General features: G+C 71.8%; 18 protein-coding genes and 1 pseudogene. 12 read left to right on the top strand and 7 right to left on the bottom strand.

Annotation, left to right across the window (positions count from 1 at the left end; translation table 11 throughout):
* The first annotated feature begins 35 nt into the window (after positions 1-35).
* The 3 genes from OG625_RS01495 (at position 36) to OG625_RS01505 (ending at position 3883) form a co-directional block, all read left to right on the top strand.
* Positions 36-575 carry a hypothetical protein gene (locus tag OG625_RS01495; RefSeq protein WP_329376135.1) on the top strand — a complete coding sequence of 180 codons (540 nt, stop codon included), beginning with the start codon at positions 36-38 and terminating at the stop codon, positions 573-575.
* A 73-nt stretch (positions 576-648) separates the two neighbouring features.
* Positions 649-2463: an asparagine synthetase B family protein gene (locus OG625_RS01500; RefSeq protein ID WP_329376137.1), complete on the top strand. Its 1815-nt coding sequence runs from the start codon at positions 649-651 to the stop codon at positions 2461-2463.
* Between the two features lie 34 nt (positions 2464-2497).
* Positions 2498-3883 (top strand): aldehyde dehydrogenase family protein, encoded by a 1386-nt coding sequence (locus tag OG625_RS01505; protein ID WP_329376139.1) that lies wholly within the window; start codon positions 2498-2500, stop codon positions 3881-3883.
* A gap of 97 nt (positions 3884-3980) precedes the next feature.
* On the opposite strand, the gene OG625_RS01510 is transcribed toward OG625_RS01505, so the two are convergent.
* The gene (locus tag OG625_RS01510; protein WP_329376141.1) at positions 3981-4397 is read right to left on the bottom strand and encodes a VOC family protein; all 417 of its coding nucleotides are present in this window, start codon (positions 4395-4397) and stop codon (positions 3981-3983) included.
* 171 nt (positions 4398-4568) lie between these two features.
* On the opposite strand from OG625_RS01510, the gene OG625_RS01515 reads away from it, so the two are divergent.
* Together OG625_RS01515 and OG625_RS01520 are read left to right on the top strand one after the other, a co-directional pair.
* Positions 4569-5513, top strand: a complete 945-nt coding sequence (locus tag OG625_RS01515; RefSeq protein ID WP_329376143.1) for a class I SAM-dependent methyltransferase — start codon at positions 4569-4571, stop codon at positions 5511-5513.
* The gene (locus OG625_RS01520) at positions 5510-6082 is read left to right on the top strand and encodes a hypothetical protein (protein ID WP_329376145.1); all 573 of its coding nucleotides are present in this window, start codon (positions 5510-5512) and stop codon (positions 6080-6082) included. The genes OG625_RS01515 and OG625_RS01520 overlap by 4 nt, the downstream gene beginning before the upstream one ends.
* A 142-nt stretch (positions 6083-6224) precedes the next feature.
* Here OG625_RS01520 and OG625_RS01525 read toward each other — a convergent pair whose 3' ends face one another.
* Both OG625_RS01525 and OG625_RS01530 read right to left on the bottom strand, forming a co-directional pair.
* A complete protein-coding gene (locus tag OG625_RS01525) occupies positions 6225-6563 on the bottom strand; it encodes a hypothetical protein (RefSeq protein ID WP_329376148.1) in 339 nt (112 codons plus the stop codon).
* A 243-nt stretch (positions 6564-6806) separates the two neighbouring features.
* Positions 6807-7604 carry a hypothetical protein gene (locus OG625_RS01530; protein WP_329376150.1) on the bottom strand — a complete coding sequence of 266 codons (798 nt, stop codon included), beginning with the start codon at positions 7602-7604 and terminating at the stop codon, positions 6807-6809.
* A 758-nt stretch (positions 7605-8362) separates the two neighbouring features.
* Here OG625_RS01530 and OG625_RS01535 point away from each other — a divergent pair.
* Positions 8363-8502: pseudogene (locus tag OG625_RS01535) on the top strand (CGNR zinc finger domain-containing protein); the annotation flags it as partial.
* Between the two features lie 69 nt (positions 8503-8571).
* On the opposite strand, the gene OG625_RS01540 reads toward OG625_RS01535, so the two are convergent.
* Positions 8572-9372: an alpha/beta fold hydrolase gene (locus OG625_RS01540; RefSeq protein ID WP_329376152.1), complete on the bottom strand. Its 801-nt coding sequence runs from the start codon at positions 9370-9372 to the stop codon at positions 8572-8574.
* A gap of 434 nt (positions 9373-9806) precedes the next feature.
* Entirely contained in the window at positions 9807-10835 is a 1029-nt protein-coding gene (locus OG625_RS01545) for an aminoglycoside phosphotransferase family protein (protein WP_329376154.1), read from the bottom strand.
* A gap of 277 nt (positions 10836-11112) precedes the next feature.
* Here OG625_RS01545 and OG625_RS01550 point away from each other — a divergent pair, with 277 nt between their 5' ends.
* On the top strand, positions 11113-11640 hold the full coding sequence (locus OG625_RS01550) for a GNAT family N-acetyltransferase (protein ID WP_329376156.1): 528 nt from the start codon (positions 11113-11115) through the stop codon (positions 11638-11640).
* A 519-nt stretch (positions 11641-12159) separates the two neighbouring features.
* Here OG625_RS01550 and OG625_RS01555 read toward each other — a convergent pair.
* Positions 12160-13701 carry a carboxylesterase/lipase family protein gene (locus OG625_RS01555; protein ID WP_329376158.1) on the bottom strand — a complete coding sequence of 514 codons (1542 nt, stop codon included), beginning with the start codon at positions 13699-13701 and terminating at the stop codon, positions 12160-12162.
* Positions 13702-14058: 357 nt separating this feature from the next.
* The gene (locus OG625_RS01560) at positions 14059-14652 is read right to left on the bottom strand and encodes a CGNR zinc finger domain-containing protein (protein WP_329376160.1); all 594 of its coding nucleotides are present in this window, start codon (positions 14650-14652) and stop codon (positions 14059-14061) included.
* 138 nt (positions 14653-14790) lie between these two features.
* Here OG625_RS01560 and OG625_RS01565 point away from each other — a divergent pair, with 138 nt between their 5' ends.
* The 5 genes from OG625_RS01565 to OG625_RS01585 all read left to right on the top strand — a co-directional run bounded on the left by OG625_RS01565 (position 14791) and on the right by OG625_RS01585 (position 19447).
* Positions 14791-16089 (top strand): MFS transporter, encoded by a 1299-nt coding sequence (locus tag OG625_RS01565; RefSeq protein ID WP_329376162.1) that lies wholly within the window; start codon positions 14791-14793, stop codon positions 16087-16089.
* A 79-nt stretch (positions 16090-16168) separates the two neighbouring features.
* The gene (locus OG625_RS01570) at positions 16169-17005 is read left to right on the top strand and encodes a class I SAM-dependent methyltransferase (RefSeq protein WP_329376164.1); all 837 of its coding nucleotides are present in this window, start codon (positions 16169-16171) and stop codon (positions 17003-17005) included.
* A gap of 149 nt (positions 17006-17154) precedes the next feature.
* A complete protein-coding gene (locus OG625_RS01575; RefSeq protein ID WP_329376166.1) occupies positions 17155-18255 on the top strand; it encodes an FUSC family protein in 1101 nt (366 codons plus the stop codon).
* A gap of 53 nt (positions 18256-18308) precedes the next feature.
* Positions 18309-18881 (top strand): M57 family metalloprotease, encoded by a 573-nt coding sequence (locus tag OG625_RS01580; RefSeq protein ID WP_329376168.1) that lies wholly within the window; start codon positions 18309-18311, stop codon positions 18879-18881.
* Complete coding sequence (locus tag OG625_RS01585; protein ID WP_329376170.1) at positions 18881-19447, top strand: hypothetical protein; 567 nt, start codon at positions 18881-18883, stop codon at positions 19445-19447. Before OG625_RS01580 ends, OG625_RS01585 begins: the two co-directional genes overlap by 1 nt.
* Positions 19448-19570: the final 123 nt, after the last annotated feature.

A 19570-nucleotide genomic window follows, 5' to 3' on the forward strand; every position in this document is an offset into this window, starting at 1 on the left:
CGTGACCCCTTCCACACACCCGAGGTACGCACACGATGATCCGGCCCCAAGAGATCGGCTACGCGGACGAACTCCTCGCCGACGGCACGGTCCACCGCAGGTACGAAGACGGCCTGGAGGAGTGGCGCAGCCGCACCCCCGGCCGCCCCCACCTGGTGCGCTGGCGCGACAACCGGGGCGCCTCGGGGACCGACGAACTGCTCGGCAACCACGTCATCAAGCGCACCCTGGCCGACGGCACCGCCACCTACGCCCGGGACATCGGCTACGGCCGCACCGTGTGGGCTCGCGGGGAGCGGGTCACCGTCAACCGGAGCTCCTTCGGCGGCCGGATGGGGGTGCTCCTGGCCGGTCTGGGGGTGGCGACCCTCGCCATCACCGCCGCCCATCTGCCGCCGCTGAACATGACCCCGGCGGAGGAAGAGGCCCTGCGCCGCCAGCAGGAGCAGAGCCAGGCGTCGTCGTCCTCCGGCGGCGGCGGGGATTCGGGAGGTGGGGAGGATACGGGCGACGACAGCTGGGAAGCGGGCTGGGACAGCGACGGGGACGCCTGGAGCGACGACGACTTCGGCTGAGCCGGAGTACGGGCATGGGCATGGGCACGGGCACGGAGTACGGAGCAGTCCGCGATCAGTACACGATCAGTACGTGAGCACCAAGGGAAAGGAGCCGTCCGTGGCACGCTTCTGCGCCTGCCTGGCCGACACCACGGGGCAGGCCCTTGCCCATCTGGCAGCGATGGGCGCCGCAGGACCGGGGCGCTCCCCCGTGGACGTGCCGGGCGCCGGGATGAGCCTGATCCCCGGCGAACCCGGCCGCGCCGCCGGCCCGTTCACCGCGCACGGGCGCACCGCGGTCGGTGAGGTCACCCTCCACAACCGCCCGCTGCTCTTCGCCGCCCTCAAGGCCCGGACCGCCGCTCCGCCACCACCGCCCGACTGCTCCGACGGCGAACTCCTCCTCCACTGCTGGGCCTTGCTCGGCGATGCCGGGGTCGCCCTCGCCGAGGGGATGTTCGTACTGGCCGTCCTCGACGGGCCCGACCTGGTCCTGATCCGCGACCACGTCGGCGCCCGCACCCTCTACTACGCCCGGGCCGGCGCCGCCTGGGCCGCCTCCACCTCGCTGCGGGCACTGCGCCGCTGGCCGGCCCTCGGCACGTCCATGAACCTCTCAGCCGTCCGCTCCTTCCTCACCTTCGCGTACCTGCCCGGGGAGGAGACCCTGCTCACCGGGGTCCGCGAGGTGCTGCCCGGCCGGGTGCTGCGCCTCGCCCGCGACGGGCGGGTCACCGAAACGGTCCACTGGGAGCCCCGGGAGTACGTCGAGGACCCCGTCCCGGCCGACCCCACGGACCATGTCCTGGCCCTGCGCGCCCTGTTGGAGCAGGCGACGGCGGCCCGGCTGCCGGTCGCGGAGCCCGCCGCCGTGCTGCTGTCCGGGGGCATCGACAGCTCCCTCGTCACGGCCCTGGCGGCCAAGCTCCACACGCACCCCGTCCACACGTACTCGATCAGCTTCGGCGACGACCTCCCCAACGAGCTGGGCTACTCCGGTCTGGTGGCATCCCACTGCCACACCCGGCACCGGATCCTGAACGTCTCGGGGGCGGCGGTGGCCGCGCGGCTGGCGGAGGCCGCGGCGCTGCTGGACAGTCCGGTGGGTGACCCGCTGACCGTGCCGAACCTGATGCTGGCCGAAGCCGTGGCCGCGGACGGCGCCTCGGTGGTCCTCAACGGCGAGGGCGGCGACCCCGTCTTCGGCGGACCCAAGAACCTCCCCATGCTGGTCCAGGAGATGCACCGGACTCCGGGCGCGCCGTGGGACGAGGACCGGGCGACCGCGTACCTGCGCTCGTACCGCAAGTGCTGGACGGACCTCCCCGTCCTGCTGACGGCCCCGGTCCTCGACGCCCTGCGGGACGCCCCGCGTCTGGAACGGCACGTGGAGCCGTACCTGCTGCCGGAGGCCGGCGCCGGCGGCCCGTATGCCATGGACCACCTCCTCAACCGCCTTCTCCACTGCAATCTGCGGACGAAGGGGGCGCACCACATCCTCACGAAGGTGGAGCGCCTGACGTCCGCCCAGGGCGTGGAGGGCCGCTCCCCGCTCTTCGACCGGTCGGTGATCGACCACGCCTTCGCCACCCCGCCCGGATACAAGCTCCGCGGCACGGCCGAGAAGTGGATCCTCAAGGAGGCCGTACGGGACCTGCTGCCGGGCACCGTGGTCGACCGCCCGAAGAGCGGGATGCGGGTGCCGGTCCAGCAGTGGCTGACCGGTCCGCTGCGCGAGCTCGGCCACGAACTCCTCCTCGGCCGCCGCTCCCGGCAGCGGGGCCTGTTCCGCCCGGACACCATCCGCACCTGGCTGAAGGGCGAGGGCACGCTGCTGCCGCGCCAGGGCGGAAAGCTGTGGCTGGTGCTGACGTTGGAGCTGTGGCTGAGGTCGTACGACGTATGAGTTCCGATCGAACCCCGACCCGCGAAGGGCGCCCATGAACACCCCACCCACCGAGCTGACCGAGCTGACCGACCCCCGCACCGGGCGGGCACGCGGTACGGCCCCCCTCTCGCGGGAGCCCGAGGTGGCGGGCGCCGTGGCGGGGGCGCGCGCCGCACTCCCCGGCTGGAGGGCCCTGACCCCGAAGGAGCGGGGCCGCCGACTGGACCGCCTCGCGGCCCTGATCGAGGAGCACGCGGAGCAGTACGCGGCCCGCGAGCAGGCCGGCACGGGGAAGCCCTCGGCGGAGACGGCGGGCGAGCTGGAGCAGGTGGCCGACCTGTTCCGCTTCTACGCGACGGCCGCGCGCACCCGGACCGCCCCGGCCTCGGGGCAGCTGGTGCCGGGCCACGAAAGCTGGGTCCGCTGGGAGCCGATCGGCGTGGTCGGGGCGATCGTGCCGTGGAACTACCCGCTGCTGATGGCCGCCTGGCGCTGCGCACCGGCCCTCGCCGCGGGGAACACGGTGGTGGCGAAGCCCGCGGAGACGACCCCCGACAGCCTGGAACTGCTCGCGGAGCACGCGGCGGGGGCCCTGGGCGAGGGGGTGCTCCAGTGCCTACCTGGTGACCGGCGCACCGGCCGCCTGCTCGTGGAGTCCGCGGTGGACATGATCGCGTTCACCGGCAGCGCCCGGGCTGGAGCCGACGTGACCGTACGCGCGGGCACCCGCCGCGTCAGCCTGGAACTGGGCGGCAACGCACCGGCGATCGTCCTCCCGGACTCCCCGGCCGACACCTACGCGTCCCTCGCGGAGGCCGCCACGTACAACGCGGGCCAGAGCTGCGCCGCCCCGGCTCGGGTGATCACCCTCGCCGAGAACTACGAGGCCACCGTTGCCGGGCTTGCGGCAGCGCTGGGTTCTCGGCTGGCCGGCCGCGACTTCGGCCCGCTGAACAATCCGGACCAGGCGGCCCGTTACGACCGCCTGGTCGCCTCGTCCGCGGCCAAGCGCAACCTCGCGGCCGGCCTCGCGGCCGACATCACCCCCGACGCCCCCGACACCCGTGGGGTGCAAGGACATTGGCGCCCGGCACGCCTGCTCGCCGATCTCCCGTACAACGATCCGGCGATCACCGAGGAGGTGTTCGGTCCCCTCCTCACCGTGCAGCAGGCACCGGACACGGAGGCGGCCCTGGCCATGGCGAACGCCGTTCCGCAGGCGCTCGCCGCCAGCGTGTGGACCACCGACCTGACCACCGGCCTCGATCTGGTCGCCCGCCTGAACGCGGGCGAGGCATGGCTCAACTGCCATCTGGTCCAGACGGCCGAACTCCCCCATGGAGGGCGCGGGACGTCCGGCCACGGCACCGACCTGAGCATCCTCGCCCTGCACGAGTACCAACGGCCGAAGACGGTGACCGTACGGGTGACCCGGTAACGGCTCGCTCAACCCGCGTCCGACCGCGAGCGGCCGCCGACGCGTCGTCGGCGGCGGCGGCGGGGGCGGGGGCGGCAGGGGCGGCAGGGGCGGCGAGTCAGCTCTGCCGTTCGTTGACGTTGACCATCCACGTGATGCCGAACTTGTCCGTGCACATGCCGAACACGTCGCCCCACATCTGCTTCTCCAGGGGGACGGACACGGTGCCGCCGCCGGACAGCTTCTCCCAGTAGCCGCGCAGTTCGTCCGCGTCGTCGCCGCTCAGACTCACCGCGATGTTGTTCCCGGGCTCGTGCTGGGTGCCGGGCGGATTGTCGGCGCCCATCAGGGTGAATCCGCTGGGGGTCTCCAGCATGCCGTGCATGATCTTGTCGGCGTATCCGGGGGGCGCCTCGGAGCCGAAGTCGCCATAGGTGTGGACGGCCAGGGTGCCGCCGAAGACCTGCTCGTAGAACTCCATGGCTTGTTTCGCGTCACCGGCGAAGCTGATGTACGGATTGAGACGAGAGGCCACTTTCATTCCTTTCACAACGAATTGTCGGTGCGGGCAGCCTACGCGCCGGGGAGGCCAAGTCGGCCGATCCGAGGGGTGCGGCCACGCCGGCCCGGCCGGGCCCCTGTCCGGGCCCCCGCCCGGACCCGCGTCCGGGCCGGGCCGGACCGGGAGCGGTTAGGGTTCTCGACCGTGCCCCACCTTGAGATATCGGACCTGATCACCGCCACGGACCCGCACAGCGGCGCTCGCCTGCCCGTGCGCCGGGACGAGGTGATCCGCCGACTCCACGAGGCCGGTGACCGGCGCGGCGCCCGCATAGTCGAGGCGCTGCCCGCCGACCGGCAGGGCGTGCTCGACCCGGCGGCCGTTGACCGCCTGATGATCGACGTGCACACCGAGCTGCAGCGGCTCAGCGAGGAACTGCGCATCGGCGAGCGGCTCGTCCACGTGCTCGGCCCGCTGTTCGACGCCATCCGCGCGACGGCCGTGTCCGCGGGCGGCGGGACGCCGCTGCGCCTGGTCGACATCGGTTCCGGTCTCGGTTACGTCATCCGCTGGCTCGCCGCCCACGGCGCGCTCGGACCGGACGTCGAGCTCGTGGGCGTCGACCTGGACTCCGCGCTCGTCGGCGAGGCCGGCCGGCTGGCCCGGGCCGAGGGCCTGGACTGTCGCTTCGTCCACGGGAACGCCTTCGATCTTCCCGAAGCCGCCACCGTGTACGTGTCCACGGGCGTGCTGCACCATTTCCGGGGCCCCGACCTCGCGGAGTTCTTCCGGGCCCAGGCCGCCTCGCCCGCGCTCGCCTTCTGCCACTTCGACATCGCCGCCACCCGGCTCGCGCCCGTCGGGGCCTGGGTGTTCCACCGGGCGCGGATGCGACATCCTCTCGGCCGCCACGACGGGGTCGCCTCGGCCCGTCGGGCCCACACCGACGAGACGCTGCTGCACGCGGCGGCGGCGCCGGGCATGCGGCCGCTGCTGTACGAGCCCCGGGGGCTGGCGAACCCGTTCTGCACCACCCTGCGGCCGGTCCTCGGCGTCCGCCCCGAACTGGAGGCTCCCCTGCGCCGGGCGATGGGCCGCGCCGCGCGCCGGCTCGTGGGCCCCGAGCAGCTCGGCGGGGCGCCGCGATGACCGCGCTGGGCGGGACCCCGGCCGTGGCCTTGGCGCTCGCCGCGCTGGGGCTGGTGGACTCGGCGTTCAGCGGCTTCCGTGCGTACGCGGGACGGGACGCCCGGATCCGCAAGCACCGCGCCGTCGCCCGGGCCTCCCTGCGCGGCCTGGCCGTGGGCAGTGTGCTGCTGCTCGCCCCCGTGCTCACGGCCTGCGGCGTCGTACTGACCGCCGCCGACCGCGACCGCACGTACGCGACCCTCACCGAGGGCGGCATCGGCTACCTGGCTCCCCTGGCCTGCTACGCGTCGGCGGTGCTGCTGTCGCTGGCCGCGTACTTCTTCCTGCCGTTCCGGGCCAGCACCCTGGCCGTGGTGGCGGGCCTCGGCCCCCTGACCCTGCTGCGGCCGCTGGTGATCGCCGCCGCCTGCGTCGGTTCGTTCGTGCGCGGGGGCGGCGTGGCCTCGCTCCTCGTGGGTACGGTCGCGGGCGCCGCGGTGCTGTGCGTCGAGCCGCTCGTGCACCGCCACTGGTACTCCGCTGCGCTGAGGAGCGACCCGACACCCGCTTCGGTACCGGCCGGGGCCTGAAGGAACCCCTCCGCGGCGAGGCACGTCCAGCCTCGTACAGGAGCACGACAGGCCGATTCCGAGGATGGCAGCCAGCGCGCCGGAACAACCGGCTCCCCATGGGTCCCACCTCGGTACTCCGGGGTTGAGACCCTCAGTCGCGTCAGAGTCCGGGCGCGAGCAGGGTCAGGCGCAGGACTGCGGCCACGGCCGGCACCGCCGGAGCGGCGAACCATCCCCGGCCCACCCACTCGGCCTTCACGAAGACCCACGAGAGCAGTGCCGTCGCCACGGCCAGGGCCAGCCCCAGGCCCGCCGCGTACTCGGCGTGGGCGAGGCCCTCGGTGTCCCAGGGACCGGCCGGCCCCACCGCGTACGCCAGGAACGCGAGGTAGCCGGTCACCAGGTTGCCCAGGGCGAGGAGGAGGGTGCACACGACGGTGCCCACCAACCGGGTCCCACCACCGGGGCCTTGCCGTGCCGGGTTCGTCGTCTCGTTCACCGCAGCGCTTCCCCCGCGTCGTCCAGGCTGTTGTCGAACAGTCGACCGTACGCCTGGGCGCTGTCGCCTTCGTAGCAGGGGGTGGGGTCCTTCACCGCGTCCACCACGACTGCACGCTGTGCTTCTGCCAGGGGGTCCTCGCTACCCGCACGACGCTGCGCACCAGGCGGGCGGCGTCTTCCACGACCGCGGGGTCGCCCAAGCCGCCGCCCGATTTCTGTCCGCGGACATGAGCCGAAGGGTTCAGAGCTGCAGTACCGGCCGGGTGGAGAAGTCCTCACAGAGGTCCTCACCGTCCGGGCCGTAGACGAACTCGGCCATGAAGGGATTGCGGTTGGCGGTGGCCAGGGGCAGCCACGCCAGCAGGTTGCCGTACCCGCCGCACGCTGACTCGCCACCGTCCCCGCCGTGTACCGCCGTGACGTCGCTGGTCAGCTCCATGCTGTAGGTGTCGTGGGCGATGCGCAGGCCGAACGCGCTGAGCCCGCTGTGCGGTCCGGTCAGGTGGTCATAGGGGATGCGGTCGAGCGGGCAGTCGTCGCCCCACCGAAAGAGGGTGGCCGCTCCCGCTCCGCACGCGTGCTCCCACTCGTCGGCCGTGGGCATCCGCAGGCCGCGCGCGGCGAGCACGGCCGGCATGTCGGCCGGCAGCTCGGTCAGGGCTTCGGCCTCCACGGCCATCAGCACCGCGGCCAAGGTGGCGCTCCGGTGCGGACTGAGCACCTCCGCCAGGTGCGCCCGGAGGTCGGGGCCGTACCCGAAGCCCTGCTTCAGGCTCTGCGCGTAGTCGGCAGTCTGTTCGGGCGTCGGCCGCCAGCTGTCCAGATCGAACCCGAGGGCCACCGTGCCGCCGGGTATCAGGGCCAACTCGGTGCCGGCGCGCTCGATCCGGACCTGGTGCATCGGGCCGCCGAGGTGCTCGACGGTCTCGACGGAAACCACGCGGCCCGCCACCAGTTCCGCTGCCTGCTGGGCGATCCGGCGTGCGGTGGGCAGGTCGGCGGACCGCCACTGGTCGAGCGTGAGTTCGGCGAGAGACATGGACCGCAGTGTGGCACGGGGGTCCGACACCAGCGCCGAGCCGTCGGCGGAGCCCCGGAGCACATCCCCAGCCTCCGCCGACGCCCTCAGCGCGAGCCGCGACGCCGCATCAGGATCGTCAGCGTCGCGCGGGCGTCGCGTCGGCGCTGCGGGCTGCGGGCTGCGGGCTGCGGGCTGCGGGCTGCAGGACAGAACCGACGCCGCGGCCACCGTGACCATGTCCGCGGACGGACCCAAGGAAGGGTCTGGGCCCCGAGTTCGTGAGCTCCACCAGTACGGGCTCGAAGCGGACGGACCCGTCTCCCCCTGGTGAGCACACGTTTCCCGGCAACGGCAACGACGTGCACGGCCATTGCGACGCCCGTGAGACCACTCCGCTTGGAGGCCTCGAGACCGTCAGCCCGGGCGACGGACTCGGTGCCCACGCCGTATGGTTCGCCCTACTTGTCAAGCGTGGGCACGGGCGTGGGCCTCGATCGGCTTCGCGAAGCCAAGAACACGGTGGCGCCCGTGAACGGTCGTAGGCCCTGGCGGTCATCACGTTCAACCGCCGTGCTTGGCAGCCCCTTTCCGGCCCGTTGGCCGGTCTCAGGCCGTGACTGGCAGAGTCAGCCCCAGGCCTTCCTGAGCTGTGAAGCGGTCCGCTGGGTCAACGACGAACCCCAGCCCGGCCTGGTCGAGGTCCGATTCACCGACGCCCGCCGGCAGCAGTGGGCCTTCATCGGCAAGTGGCCCGTCTTCACCGACGGGGACGGCCTGGCCCCGACGCCGACCGCGTCACCGCCTGCGGCTCCACCCCGGCAACCACTACCTGCCGCGCCACGGACGCCGCCACTGGTGCTCCACCCGCTGCGGCGACCCTGCCCGCGCCGCCCGTGCGTACGCCCGGCGCACCTAGACGACGCAGACCGACAAATCCCAGGCGGGGTTGGACGCGCTGATCGCGAGGGCCGTTCTCGACCGAGATCTATCGCACCGCCGTGAAGAACGTGGTCAGCACAGGCGCGAGGGCGTGTGGGTCGACGCTGTGGTTCTGGCCAGGGAAGGCGTGCAGGGTGTAGTTGTCCCCGTGGGCGGCGAGTTCCTTCGCCCCGTTGGCCATGTACGTCTCGCCCGCGCTGCCGTAGCCGACGAGCACGGGCACCTTCACGGACCGCCAGCGGTCGGTGGGCAGCGGCCGGCCGGACATGGTGCCGGCCATCAGCTGACCGTCGTAGGGCAGGGTCGGGGCGGCGGCCTCCCACGCAGCCCAGACTGGGGTATGCCGCATCTGGGCGATGGCTTCGTCCGGCATGGCCAGGCCCACGGTCAGGAAGTGGGTAAGGGCCTCGGTTACATCCCCCCGAGCGACGATCGCCTTCATGTGGTCGACGTAGTCGGCGGGCAGCGGTGGGCGGGTCTGGTCGACGATGAACGGCGGTTCGTACAGGGCCACGGCGGACACCGCGCTACCCCTGGCCACGGCCTCCAGGGCCAGGACGGCTCCGGAGGACATCCCGAAGAGCAGCACCGGCCCGCCCACCCGCTCGATCAGCGCGTCCAGGTCGTCGACCTCGCGCTGAACGTCGTAGACGGTGCTGTCACCGCTGTCACCGCGACCCCTGCGGTCGTAGTTGATGACGCTGAAGTCACCTGCCAGCAGCGAGGCGAGCGGTGCGTGCCGGACCCGGGTCATCAAGGTGCCGCCGACGAGAATCAGCGCCGGACCCGCGTCGCCGTGCCGCTCACAGGCGATTGCCGTGCCGTCTGATGAGACCACCTTGAACATGTCGGATCCCCCTGCTCTTTAAGCCGTTCGGGCCTCACGCCCGCCGTCCGGCTGTTGTCCTGGATACGACGCGGCACCGGCCGGCCGGCGGTGCGGCCCCGAGCGGTCAACGGCCCTGCCAGTACGGTAGATCCGGGACGTTCCGCGGTGACCTGTACAGACGACCAAGATCACGCGCCGGCCACCTGGTCGAACCACCACACAGCAACCGGACGTCGCCATGCGTTCGAGGTGCTCCGCACACGCCGACCTGTGCGACGTGCCGCTGAGCGCGAGATCGGCACGCTCGCGCTCACCGACCGGGACACGGTCGCTGGCACCGTCCGCTTCGCGAAGGCCGCTGCGGCACCACCCGCGCTCGCGCCGAGCAACAAGTCATCGTTAGGTCGGCATGCCAGTGACTCGTCAACGATTCTGGGGGTGTCAGCCGACTTCTACGGTCGCCTTGTCGGGACTGGCTGAAGCGTGGGCCAGCGAGCGAGCATTCGTTGGCGCATAGCGGTGCTGAGGCTGCTCATGCCGCTAAGCGATGCGTGGTCGGCCGTCATCTGGCCAACGACCCCGAGCCGGTGGACCAGCCGTTGCCGGGCGGTCGCGGTGCCCCACGTCCAGTCCCGGTGCGGAATCCGGGCCAGATGATCAGTGCTTTCGCGGCGCGCTCGCTCAACCAGCCCGTCGCCGCGGAGCAGCCAGCCGGCGCACGCGTCAGTGAGGTCATCTTGGGTTTCGGAGCCGGTCGCGGCGCGCCACGCATCGCGGTATGCGCTCTCCGCCCGTTCCAGCAGCGGCTCCGACGCTGAAGTGACACACCAGCAAGTCGGAAACCCGATGCGTAGATAGGCGAGCTCCATCAAGCCGCTGCCCAGCGACGCTTGCTCAAAGTCGATGAATCGGATCCCCGTGGCGGTATGAAGATCGTTACCGGGACAGGGATCCCCGTGGAGAAGGGCATGCCCAGATGCCTGGCCGAGCCGGTTGACCAGGTCATCCAGTTCGCCGGACACGCCAGAGGCGACAGGAACGTCCAGAGCCACGGCCAGCCGCAGAAAAGCGGCGATATCTGCCTGGTTCGGGCCCCGCCACCGGGGAAGTACCCCAACGTCCTCCGGACGGGCGGTGGCATGCAGCCGCGCCAATGTGGCTGCATAGTCGACGATCCAGTCGCCGGCCGGGCGTCGGTGATCCAGATGCTCCAGAACCAAGACCCGCTCGCCGGGATCGGTGGCCAGCAACGCGGGCACCACGGGCATTTCAGCTCGGGCGGCGAGCCTCAGGGCGGACACCTCACGGGCGTATCGCTCGTCGGCATCGGGACCGTCGACGATCTGCTTCACCACCGCCGTTGCCTCTGGCAACTCGACGCGCCACACGCGCGAGCGCGGGCTGCTGCCCAGTCTGCGAGAGCGCCTGGGCGATCCCAGCTCGGCCCTTAACCCATCCCCGAACGGCAGTCGCAACCACATCCGCTCATCCTTCCACGGAGCCGAACGAGCCTGCGGCTACTGCGCGAAACTGGCCGTCCTGCTTCACGCCGCCCCGGGGCTGCCCCCAGGTACTGCCAGTTCTCAGGTTCTGGCTCAACTTCCGCTTCCGTGAAGCGATCACTCTGGGTGACGGTTCGACGCCGTCCGGGAGGAAGGCTTTCCCAGCCTCCACGCCCTCGCCGCAGGAGTCGATCGACGGGGCCAGCAGTGGCATAACCGCATGCGGCAGGTCAGTTGCACCCCTGAGAATGGCGCCATGGTCCACCGAATCGAAGCGCCCAGTCCCGACGATGCTGCATCCCTGGGCCGTATGCAGCTCACGGCCTGGCTCCAGACCTACCCCAACGAAGAAGCCGGCATTGATGAGACGTGGATCCGCGAGCAGCGAGGGTCCGCTGTCACCGCCGAGGGCATTGCGCAGTGGCGAGAGTTCATTGACGAGGTCGCTCGCCACCCTGAACGGCTCTTCTGCCGTGTCGTCCGATCCGAGGCTGAGATTACTGGTGTCCTCTGTGGCCGCCGGGACGAACCAGTGACCCTCGGACCGATGTATCTGCTGAGCGAAGCCCAAGGCCAGGGCATCGGCGGTCAGCTGATGAGTGAGTTCTTCCTATGGGCGGACGGAGCTCCCATGCACCTGTGGGTGACTGAGTACAACGGGAGAGCAATCCGGTTCTACGAGCGCCACGGTTTCCAGCTCACGGGCCAGCGTGAGCTGTGGCGAGGCAGGTTGCCCAACGTGCGTATGGCGAGCGAACCCGTGCCGCATCTTGGGACCGCATGAGACGCGAGCGATACGCAGCGCGATCGGCCACTGGACAGCACCATCACGCTGGCCACACCCTGTCCGGCTTCAAGGACCCACGGCAGGAACGACTGACTCATCGACCCCGCGTACGTGCCCGCGCTCGCCGAATTGGCCGATCGGTGGTCGCGGCGGGTGAGCCGCGGCGGTCCCTGCATCGAGGCCGCCGTCACCGTCCCCGCAACGTAGCCCGGACCGGACTCCGTACCTCCCGGCGGGCATCCGATGTCGAACACGACGACCGCCCGCCGGGAGGTACGGCGCCTCTCAGCCCACCAGCCCCGCCCGGGCCTTCATGCTCCGCTGGTCGCGCAACGACGGCTCGCGCCGCCGTAGGGACGGTCATGGTCATGGTCGGGGCTGCCTGGGCGCCGGCCGGCAGCTCCTTGCGTGTGATCAGTCCGGCTCCCCCACCTGCAAGGGGGAGGGTGGGCGGTCAGCATCTCGGCCGCCCTCGGGTGGTACGAGGAGCCGGGACGGCGGGTCGCACGGACAACCTCAGCCGCGGCCGGTCAGCGGCAGTACGGGGAACGGGTGGTTCTGCCAGATCAGGCGGGAGGTCTCCTCCGGATAGGCGGTAACGCTCGGCCGGGTGTCGAAGAGCTGTAGGAGGCATCGTTCGGTGTCGTACGCGGGCCAGCCGGGGTCACCGTGTGTGGCGAACGCCGTCCATGCGGCGCGCATCGAAGCGGACAGAGCCTCGGCCTCCGGGGAGGGTGCCTCGCCGATCAGCAGGGCGGGCTGGCCGCGGTCGAGGTTGCCGAAGACCAGCGGCACATCGAGGCCGTGGCAGGCGCCCAGGATGCCGCCCATGCCCGGGGCGGGCCAGGTCAGCTCATAGAGGTGGGCTCGTCCGCCGGCGGTGGTCTGGGCCTGGGCAAGGTGGAGGCTCGGCATGCGGAACAGCCAGTCGGAGTGGACCAGCTCGTACAGCTCATCGGGGCCCGCGGCCGGGAAGCCGTCGTGGTATCGGCGCGCGCCGTCCTGGCCGCCGGGGGCGAAGAGGCGCAGGGCGGTCGCCGCCTGGTCCGGTGTCACCTGGCCGAGCAGGCCGTCGAGCGCGGTGAGCAGCCGCTGTTCGTCCCGGGTGTGGCCGACGAGGAGTTCGATGTCGCGGCCGGCTCCGTCGGCCAGGGCCTGCCATGGCGTGACCGGCAGGACGTCACCGTCGACGACCGGCGAGAACGGGATCGACCGGTGCGCGGCCCGGCCCCAGCGATCCGCCCACCGGTCCATCTTGGCGCCGACCGCATCGCCGGCGGCCGACAGCCGCTCCGGTTCCACCGTGCGCAGGTCGGCGATCGTAGGCTGCAGCCCCAACTCGGCGGCACACGCGGAGGCGATGTCGGCGGCGAGCTCCGGCGCGAAGAACGTGCCCTGCACGCTCTGTGCGACGGCCCTGCCGAAGAGCCGGGCCGCCCGCGGCACGGCCAACAGCGCGGCGACCGACCCGCCACCCGCCGACTGGCCGAAGACTGTGACGCGGTCCGGGTCACCGCCGAAGGCCTTGATGTTGTCACGTACCCACTCCAGGGCGGCGACCTGGTCGAGCAGCCCCCGGTTGGCTGGCGCCCCTTCGATCTGCCCGAAACCTTCGAGGCCCACCCGGTAGTTGAACGTCACCACGACGACGCCGTCACGGGCCAGGCGGCCGCCGTCGTACTCGGGGAGACCGGACATGCCGATCGTGTAGGCGCCGCCCTGGATCCACACCATCACCGGCAGCCCCGCGTCCGGGCCGGGCGCGGGCGACCAGACGTTGACCGTCAGCCAGTCGTCGCCCGCCGCGTCCAGCGCCAGCGCGTCCATGCCGAAATGGCCGCCCTGAGGGGGCGGCGGCCCGTACGCCACAGCCGCGCGCACCCCGTCCCACCCCCGTACCGGCCGCGGCGCGGCGAAACGCAGCGCGCCGACCGGCGGCTCGGCGAACGGGATGCCACGGAATACCGCAACACCCGCCTCCCGGCTGCCCCGCACCACCCCGGCCACCACGCGGACCTCGGGGTCGGACCCGGACAGCTCAGACGCAACAACCGTCATCACGGCATCCCCTCGGCAGACGGAGCGAGCGGGCTCGGGGAAGCTCCCGGCCCCTGCGGATGATCCGCCGCATCTCGATGGCGCGCCAGTCATTTACGGACGTCCTACGGTGCGGACGTTCGGGTACGCCGTTCATTCGTTCGGGTTGGCGGTCGCGGCAGTGCGGCGTGCGCCGGGCACGGTGCACCCGGCGGTGGAGGTGACGCTCCGGATGGGGCGCCGCGTCCTAGCCGTCGACGTCTCACCGTGACTACGGTCGGACGCGCCATGCCCGTGGAGCGGCTGTTCTGCCACGTCCACGGCCGGTCTCAGCCGGCCTCGGAGTCCGGGCATCCTGCGAGGAATCCGGTGAATGCATCAGGGCTGAGGACTCTTCGCCTTCTGCCGGGCGTAGTAGGCACGGGCGCGGTTGCGGTCGCCGCAGTCCTTCGTGTTGCACCAACGGCGGTTCCGCCGCGGTGATGTGTCGAGGTAGACCCAGCCGCACTTGGCGTCTTCGCATTGGTGGAGGCGATCGAGGTCGTCGCGCTGGGTGAGAGTCACGAGCCCGCGGACGATGCGATTGCGGGGCAGGCGGAGGTCGGCGTCCCGGTCTTGCCATTGCCAGCGGCCGTCCGTGTGGACCATGTCGGCTGCGGCGATCGCCGCCCGGTACATGCTCGCGAGGTCTGCGGCGGCTTCGCGGTCGTTGTCGAAGAGAACTCCGTAGGCCTTCTCGCGCGCTTCGACGACCTGTTCCCGTTCCCGCTCGGCCCGGGCTCCGTCCCGGCCGGCGAGGTCGTGCAAGGACGCGGCCTCATCCGTGCTGAGCAGGTCGGATTCGATGCACCACTCGACGACGTCGGAGAAGGTCTTCAGGGCCTCAACGCGTTCGGGTCCGCCGAGCCGCCAGGCAACGGTGTTCACCAGGTCGAGCATGCGGTCACCCGCGATGTGGCCGAACCTCACCATCAGCTCCTCTCGCCGGCAAAGGCGCTCGCGCCCGCGAGGCGACCCTCACGGGCAAAGCCATGATTGCATGTGAGGTGATCCTCTTGGCATCATTCCCCATCAGCCAATCACCCATGAGAGCACCCGAGGAGAACGATCGTGTCCGTCGCCGCCCTCAGGCCGTTCACCGCACTGTGGGCGTCCCAAGCGTCCTCGAACCTCGCCGACGGGGTGTTGCAGGCAGCCGCACCGCTGCTCGTCGCCACGCTGACCCGTGACCCGCTCGTGGTGGCGGGCATGACGGTGGTGCAGTTCCTGCCCTGGCTGCTCGCGACCCTCCCCACCGGCGCAATGGCCGACCGCATGGACAGACGCCGGATACTCATTCTCGGCAACTGGCTGCGCGCGGCGGGTTTCGCGCTGCTCGCCCTCGCCTTGGCCGACGGATGGCGCCACGTCGCGCTTCTCTACGCCGCGGTGTTCATTGCCGGCTGTGCCGAAACGATGGTCGACAACGCCGCCCTGGCCATCCCGCCCCGTCTCCTGCCCCGCGAGAAGCTCGAGCGCGCCAACGGCAGACTGTTCGCCACGCAGTCCGTCATCAACACCTTCATCGGTCCGCCTGCCGGCGCGGCGTTGTTCGCGCTGGCGGCATCGGCGGCCTTCTACACCGGCGCGGCCGCGTTCGCCCTCGCCGGCCTGGCGGCCCTGCTGCTGCCCGCGCTCCGCCCCACCGGCAAGGAACACGAGAACCGCCGCTCGAACCCGACCACCATCACCCAGGACATACGCTCCGGATGGGCCCACTTCTGGCGCCACGAACTGCTGCGCCGAGTCGCGTTCATCTCGGCGGCAATCAACTTCTTCAGTGCGGCCACCGGTGGACTCCTCGTCCTGCTGATCACCGGCCCGTACCAACTGGCCATGTCGAGCTATGGCCTGTTCATCGCCGTTCCCGCAGCCGGCGCGATCGCCGGCTCACTGCTCGCCGAACACGTCGTGCCCCGCATCGGAGGCGGCCCCACCACCTGGCTCGCCGCCCTCACCCCGGCCGCCGGCTACGCCGTCCTCGGGCTGGGCCACAGCACGCCCCTGGCCCTGGTCGCCATGTTCGGCGCCGCTCTTGCCACCTCACTGAACCAGATCGTCGTCAGCACCCTCCGCCAGGCAGCAGTCCCCGACGAACTCCTCGGCCGCGTCACCGCCGCCTACCGCCTCATCGTCCTGGGTGTCGTCCCCCTCGGAGCCCTCGGCGGCGGCCTCCTCGGACGCAGCCTGGGGATCCGTGCCACTTTCATCGCAGCAGCCGTCGGACTCACCCTCGCCGCGATCCCCCTCGCCTCCCGGGTCACCACCCAAGGCCTCCGCGATGCCGAAACGACCCCCTCACCCCCGCTCCCGCTCCCGCTCCCGCTCCCGCTCCCGCTCCCGCTCCCGCTTCAAGCCGATTCCCACTGACACCGACAGCCACGGCCTCCGCCAACGCGGTGGGGCCGTAGGACATGTGGGTTCCGCTCCCGCTTGTCACAATGGCCACATGGCCGGTGCAGGGCCCCCGAGCGAGGGCCGTTACGGTGAGCGCGTCTTCCGTCCCCAGGAACGGGGCGAGGACGAGCGGATCGACCTCGGGGCCCTCACCTACGACGCGACGACCATGGCCCGGCTGCGGCAGCTGGGCGTGGGGCCCGGCTGGACCTGCCTGGAGGTGGGCGCGGGCACCGGCACGGTGGCGCGGCGGCTGCTCGACGAGGCGGGGGTGGCGCAGGTCCTCGCGGTCGACCGCGACGTACGGTTCCTCGCGGAGCACCCCTTGCCGGGGCTGAGCACGCTCCAGGCGGACATCACGTCCGACGAGTTCTCCCCCGGGCTGTTCCGGCTGGTGCACGCCAGGTTCGTGCTCATGCACCTGCCCGCCCCACAGCAGACGGTCTCCAAGCTCGCCGGGCTGCTCGCTCCCGGCGGGGTCCTGGTGGTCAGCGACGCGGTCGACCTGACCACGGACTCGACGCCCCTGACCCCGTACACCCGCGCCATGCGGGCCATGTGGCAGGGGCTGCGCGACAGCATCGGGACCGATGTCTCCCAGGTGCCCCACCGTGCCGAGCTGCTGCGGGCCGCCGGGCTGGAACCGGTGGCCGCCGAGATCCACGTACCACCGCTCGTGGCGGGGAGCGCGATCAGCCGCTTCTGGGCCGACACCTGGCAGCGGGCGCGGGCGGCCATGGTGGCGACCGGGCTCATCGACGACGCCGGGCTCGACGAGGCCGTGCGCTACCTGGACTCCCCCCGGTGCACCGGATTGTCGCCGGGGATGCTCACGGCCTGGGGGTGGAAGCCCGAGGCCGCGCGTCCCGGTCGGTCTGACGGTGTGTGACATGCCGCTGTCGGTGTAATGGCGGCGTCGGGCGGGCGGGGCACCGCACGCTGAGGCAGCGGAAACGGCGGAAGCAGCGGCGTACGACCGCACGGATCTCGGAGCGTCCGACCTGCCGGCGCGCACGGACGCCTCGTCGAAAGGCACGGATGAGCGACCTCGCCGATGCCGGAGCAGCACGGGCCGACCGGGCCGACCGGGCCGACCGGGGCCACCGAGCCCGGGAGATCGTACGGACCGAAGGCCCCGCGGCGGCCCGCATCGTGGTCACCGTCGCGGTCGCCTGGCAGGTCGCGCTGTGGCTGGGCGCCGACCAGCCGCCGGTCTTCGCGGCGGTCGTCCCGCTGGTGGCCCTGCGCGGCGATCCGATGACGGCCCTGGGCACATCGCTCCAGCGGGCGCTGGGCGTGGTCGCGGGCGTGCTGATCGGGCTCGCCGTACTGAACGTGCTGCGCCCGTCGACCGCCGCGCTGACGCTGGTGGTCGCCATCGGGCTGGGCATCGGCATGGTCCTGCGGGCCGGCGGCGGGCTGAACATCCAGGTCGCGGCGTCGTCGCTGCTCGTCTTCGCCAGCACCTCGCCCGATGCCTACGCACTGCACCGCGCGTGGGAGACCGCCGAGGGAGCGGCGGTCACGATCCTGCTGGCCCCGCTGCTGTGGCCGCCCGATCCCCACCGGGTCCTGACGGCCATCGTCGACGACACCCGGGTGCACCTGATCCGGGCCCTGACCGGTACCGCGGCCGCCCTGGGTGCCGGACCGGCCGCCGCCCACGACAACCTCACCCTGGTGAACGCCCACATCGAAGCGGTCCACGCCAACGCCGCCCGCGCCCGCGAAGCCGAACGCGCCATGAGGTTCAACCCCCTGCGCCGCCGCCACCGAGACGCGGTACGCCTCCAGGCCCGGCGCATCGCCACCGCCGACGGGCTCACCACCCCTCTGGGGACCCTGGCCAGGGAGGTCGCCGTGCTCACCGGCCGGGAGGACCTGGCCGCGGACCTCGCCCGCGCGCGAGGCCGACTGCCCGAACTTGCCGCGCTGACCTCGCGGGCCATCGGAGAAGTCCTGTCCGGCGGCAATGCCCGCCCTGCCCTGATCACCGCCGGGGACTGCCTGGCCGGCTACGTACGCGAAGACTCCCGACCCCTCGCCGTGGCCCTCCGCCGACCGTTCCGGCAGCTCCTCGACGACCTCGACCAGGCATCACCGCCCGCAGGCGGCTCCTTCGGTCACCCGGTCGGGTGACCCGGCCCATCAGGGTGCCGAGTCGGCTGCGAGCCGGGCGGTATGACGGGGCGGTGAGCAACAGACTGCGCTGTGGTCTCGCGGTGGTCGCCGCTGTGCTGCTGGCCGCGCCACCGCCGGCCGCCGCCGTCGTCGTGAACCCCGCGCCGTGCGTCGCCAAGAGCGGGAGCGACGCGACGGAGACCCGTGAGGACTCCTCGGTCGACGAGGGCGAGATCCGGTGGACGGAGTCGACGAAGTACGACGACGCGTTCCGCTGGGCGATCAAGCGCTGGCAGTACGCGGGGGCGAAGATCAAGATCCTCGCGGACTCGGCGACGACCGTCAGCGACCTGGAGTTCGTCGACTATTCGAACGCCGCCGACTCCGCCGCCGGGAACTGGCAGCGGCGTCCGCAGATCGGCGCGACCGACTACATTCGGTTCAACAGGGCCAAGATGGACGGCTACGACACCGCGATGAAGCGGCAGGTCGCCCTGCACGAGCTGGGGCACGCGCTCGGCCTGTGCCACAAGAGCAACGGCGGCCCCGCCTATGTGCGGTCGATCATGTGGACCGAAGCGCACTCGCTGTTCACGGAGCCGCAGGCCGTCGACAAGGCCAATTACCGAAAGCTGTGGGGCTGATGCGCGCAGGGGTATGGACGGTTGCCGGACTGGCCGTGGCCGGGGGGATCACGGCGGGCGGCTGGTACGCGGCCGCCGGGCCGGGCGAGGTCACGGCGGCGGCGGTCTGCGACAGCACCGCGGATCTGTCGACGGACGTCGGTGTCGCCTCGGCGGCGCGGGGCATCGCGGTCGTCGAGGCCGTGCGGAACGTCCGCTACCAGGACGACGAGTCGACTCGGCCCGGCGCGTTCCTCACCACCGAGGTGAGGGTGCTCAGGACGCTGAAGGGCCGCTTCCCGGCGACCCTGCCGCTCACACAGAGCGTGCGGCAGGGCGGAACGCCCGGCCGTTACGTGTCGAGGGAACCGGAGCGCAACGCGGTCCTGGAGCCCGGTCGGCAGTACGTCGTCGCCGTCCGGTTCGGGTCGACGATGGCCGAGCCCGGCACGGAAGCGTGGGTGGCGTACGCCCAGCCGGTACGGCGCGGCGTCGAAGGCGAGGTCGCGCACTGGAAGCAGGCGGTGGCGCAGGCGCCCCAGGCTGCCGCCCCTGCGGTGTGCGACGACGTGAGCACGGTCGACTGAGGACGAGGTCATCAGGGCATGGCCGCTGACCCGGCTGCGGCGGTTCCCACGCTCATGTGTTCGCGCGTGCGTGACCTCGTCCTCGTCCTCGCCCTCGTCCTCGCCCTCGCCCTCGACCGGCTG

It is taken from the genome of Streptomyces sp. NBC_01351 (assembly GCF_036237315.1).
Taxonomy (GTDB): Bacteria; Actinomycetota; Actinomycetes; order Streptomycetales; family Streptomycetaceae; genus Streptomyces.

Coding starts and splice junctions, on each gene's coding strand:
- OG625_RS01575 (WP_329376166.1), top strand. CDS start 17,155: ATGAGCGACCTCGCCGATGCCGGAGCAGCACGGGCCGACCGGGCCGAC.
- OG625_RS01495 (WP_329376135.1), top strand. CDS start 36: ATGATCCGGCCCCAAGAGATCGGCTACGCGGACGAACTCCTCGCCGAC.
- OG625_RS01550 (WP_329376156.1), top strand. CDS start 11,113: ATGGTCCACCGAATCGAAGCGCCCAGTCCCGACGATGCTGCATCCCTG.
- OG625_RS01505 (WP_329376139.1), top strand. CDS start 2,498: ATGAACACCCCACCCACCGAGCTGACCGAGCTGACCGACCCCCGCACC.
- OG625_RS01560 (WP_329376160.1), bottom strand. CDS start 14,652: ATGGTGAGGTTCGGCCACATCGCGGGTGACCGCATGCTCGACCTGGTG.
- OG625_RS01585 (WP_329376170.1), top strand. CDS start 18,881: ATGCGCGCAGGGGTATGGACGGTTGCCGGACTGGCCGTGGCCGGGGGG.
- OG625_RS01520 (WP_329376145.1), top strand. CDS start 5,510: ATGACCGCGCTGGGCGGGACCCCGGCCGTGGCCTTGGCGCTCGCCGCG.
- OG625_RS01540 (WP_329376152.1), bottom strand. CDS start 9,372: ATGTTCAAGGTGGTCTCATCAGACGGCACGGCAATCGCCTGTGAGCGG.
- OG625_RS01545 (WP_329376154.1), bottom strand. CDS start 10,835: ATGTGGTTGCGACTGCCGTTCGGGGATGGGTTAAGGGCCGAGCTGGGA.
- OG625_RS01555 (WP_329376158.1), bottom strand. CDS start 13,701: ATGACGGTTGTTGCGTCTGAGCTGTCCGGGTCCGACCCCGAGGTCCGC.
- OG625_RS01570 (WP_329376164.1), top strand. CDS start 16,169: ATGGCCGGTGCAGGGCCCCCGAGCGAGGGCCGTTACGGTGAGCGCGTC.
- OG625_RS01530 (WP_329376150.1), bottom strand. CDS start 7,604: ATGTCTCTCGCCGAACTCACGCTCGACCAGTGGCGGTCCGCCGACCTG.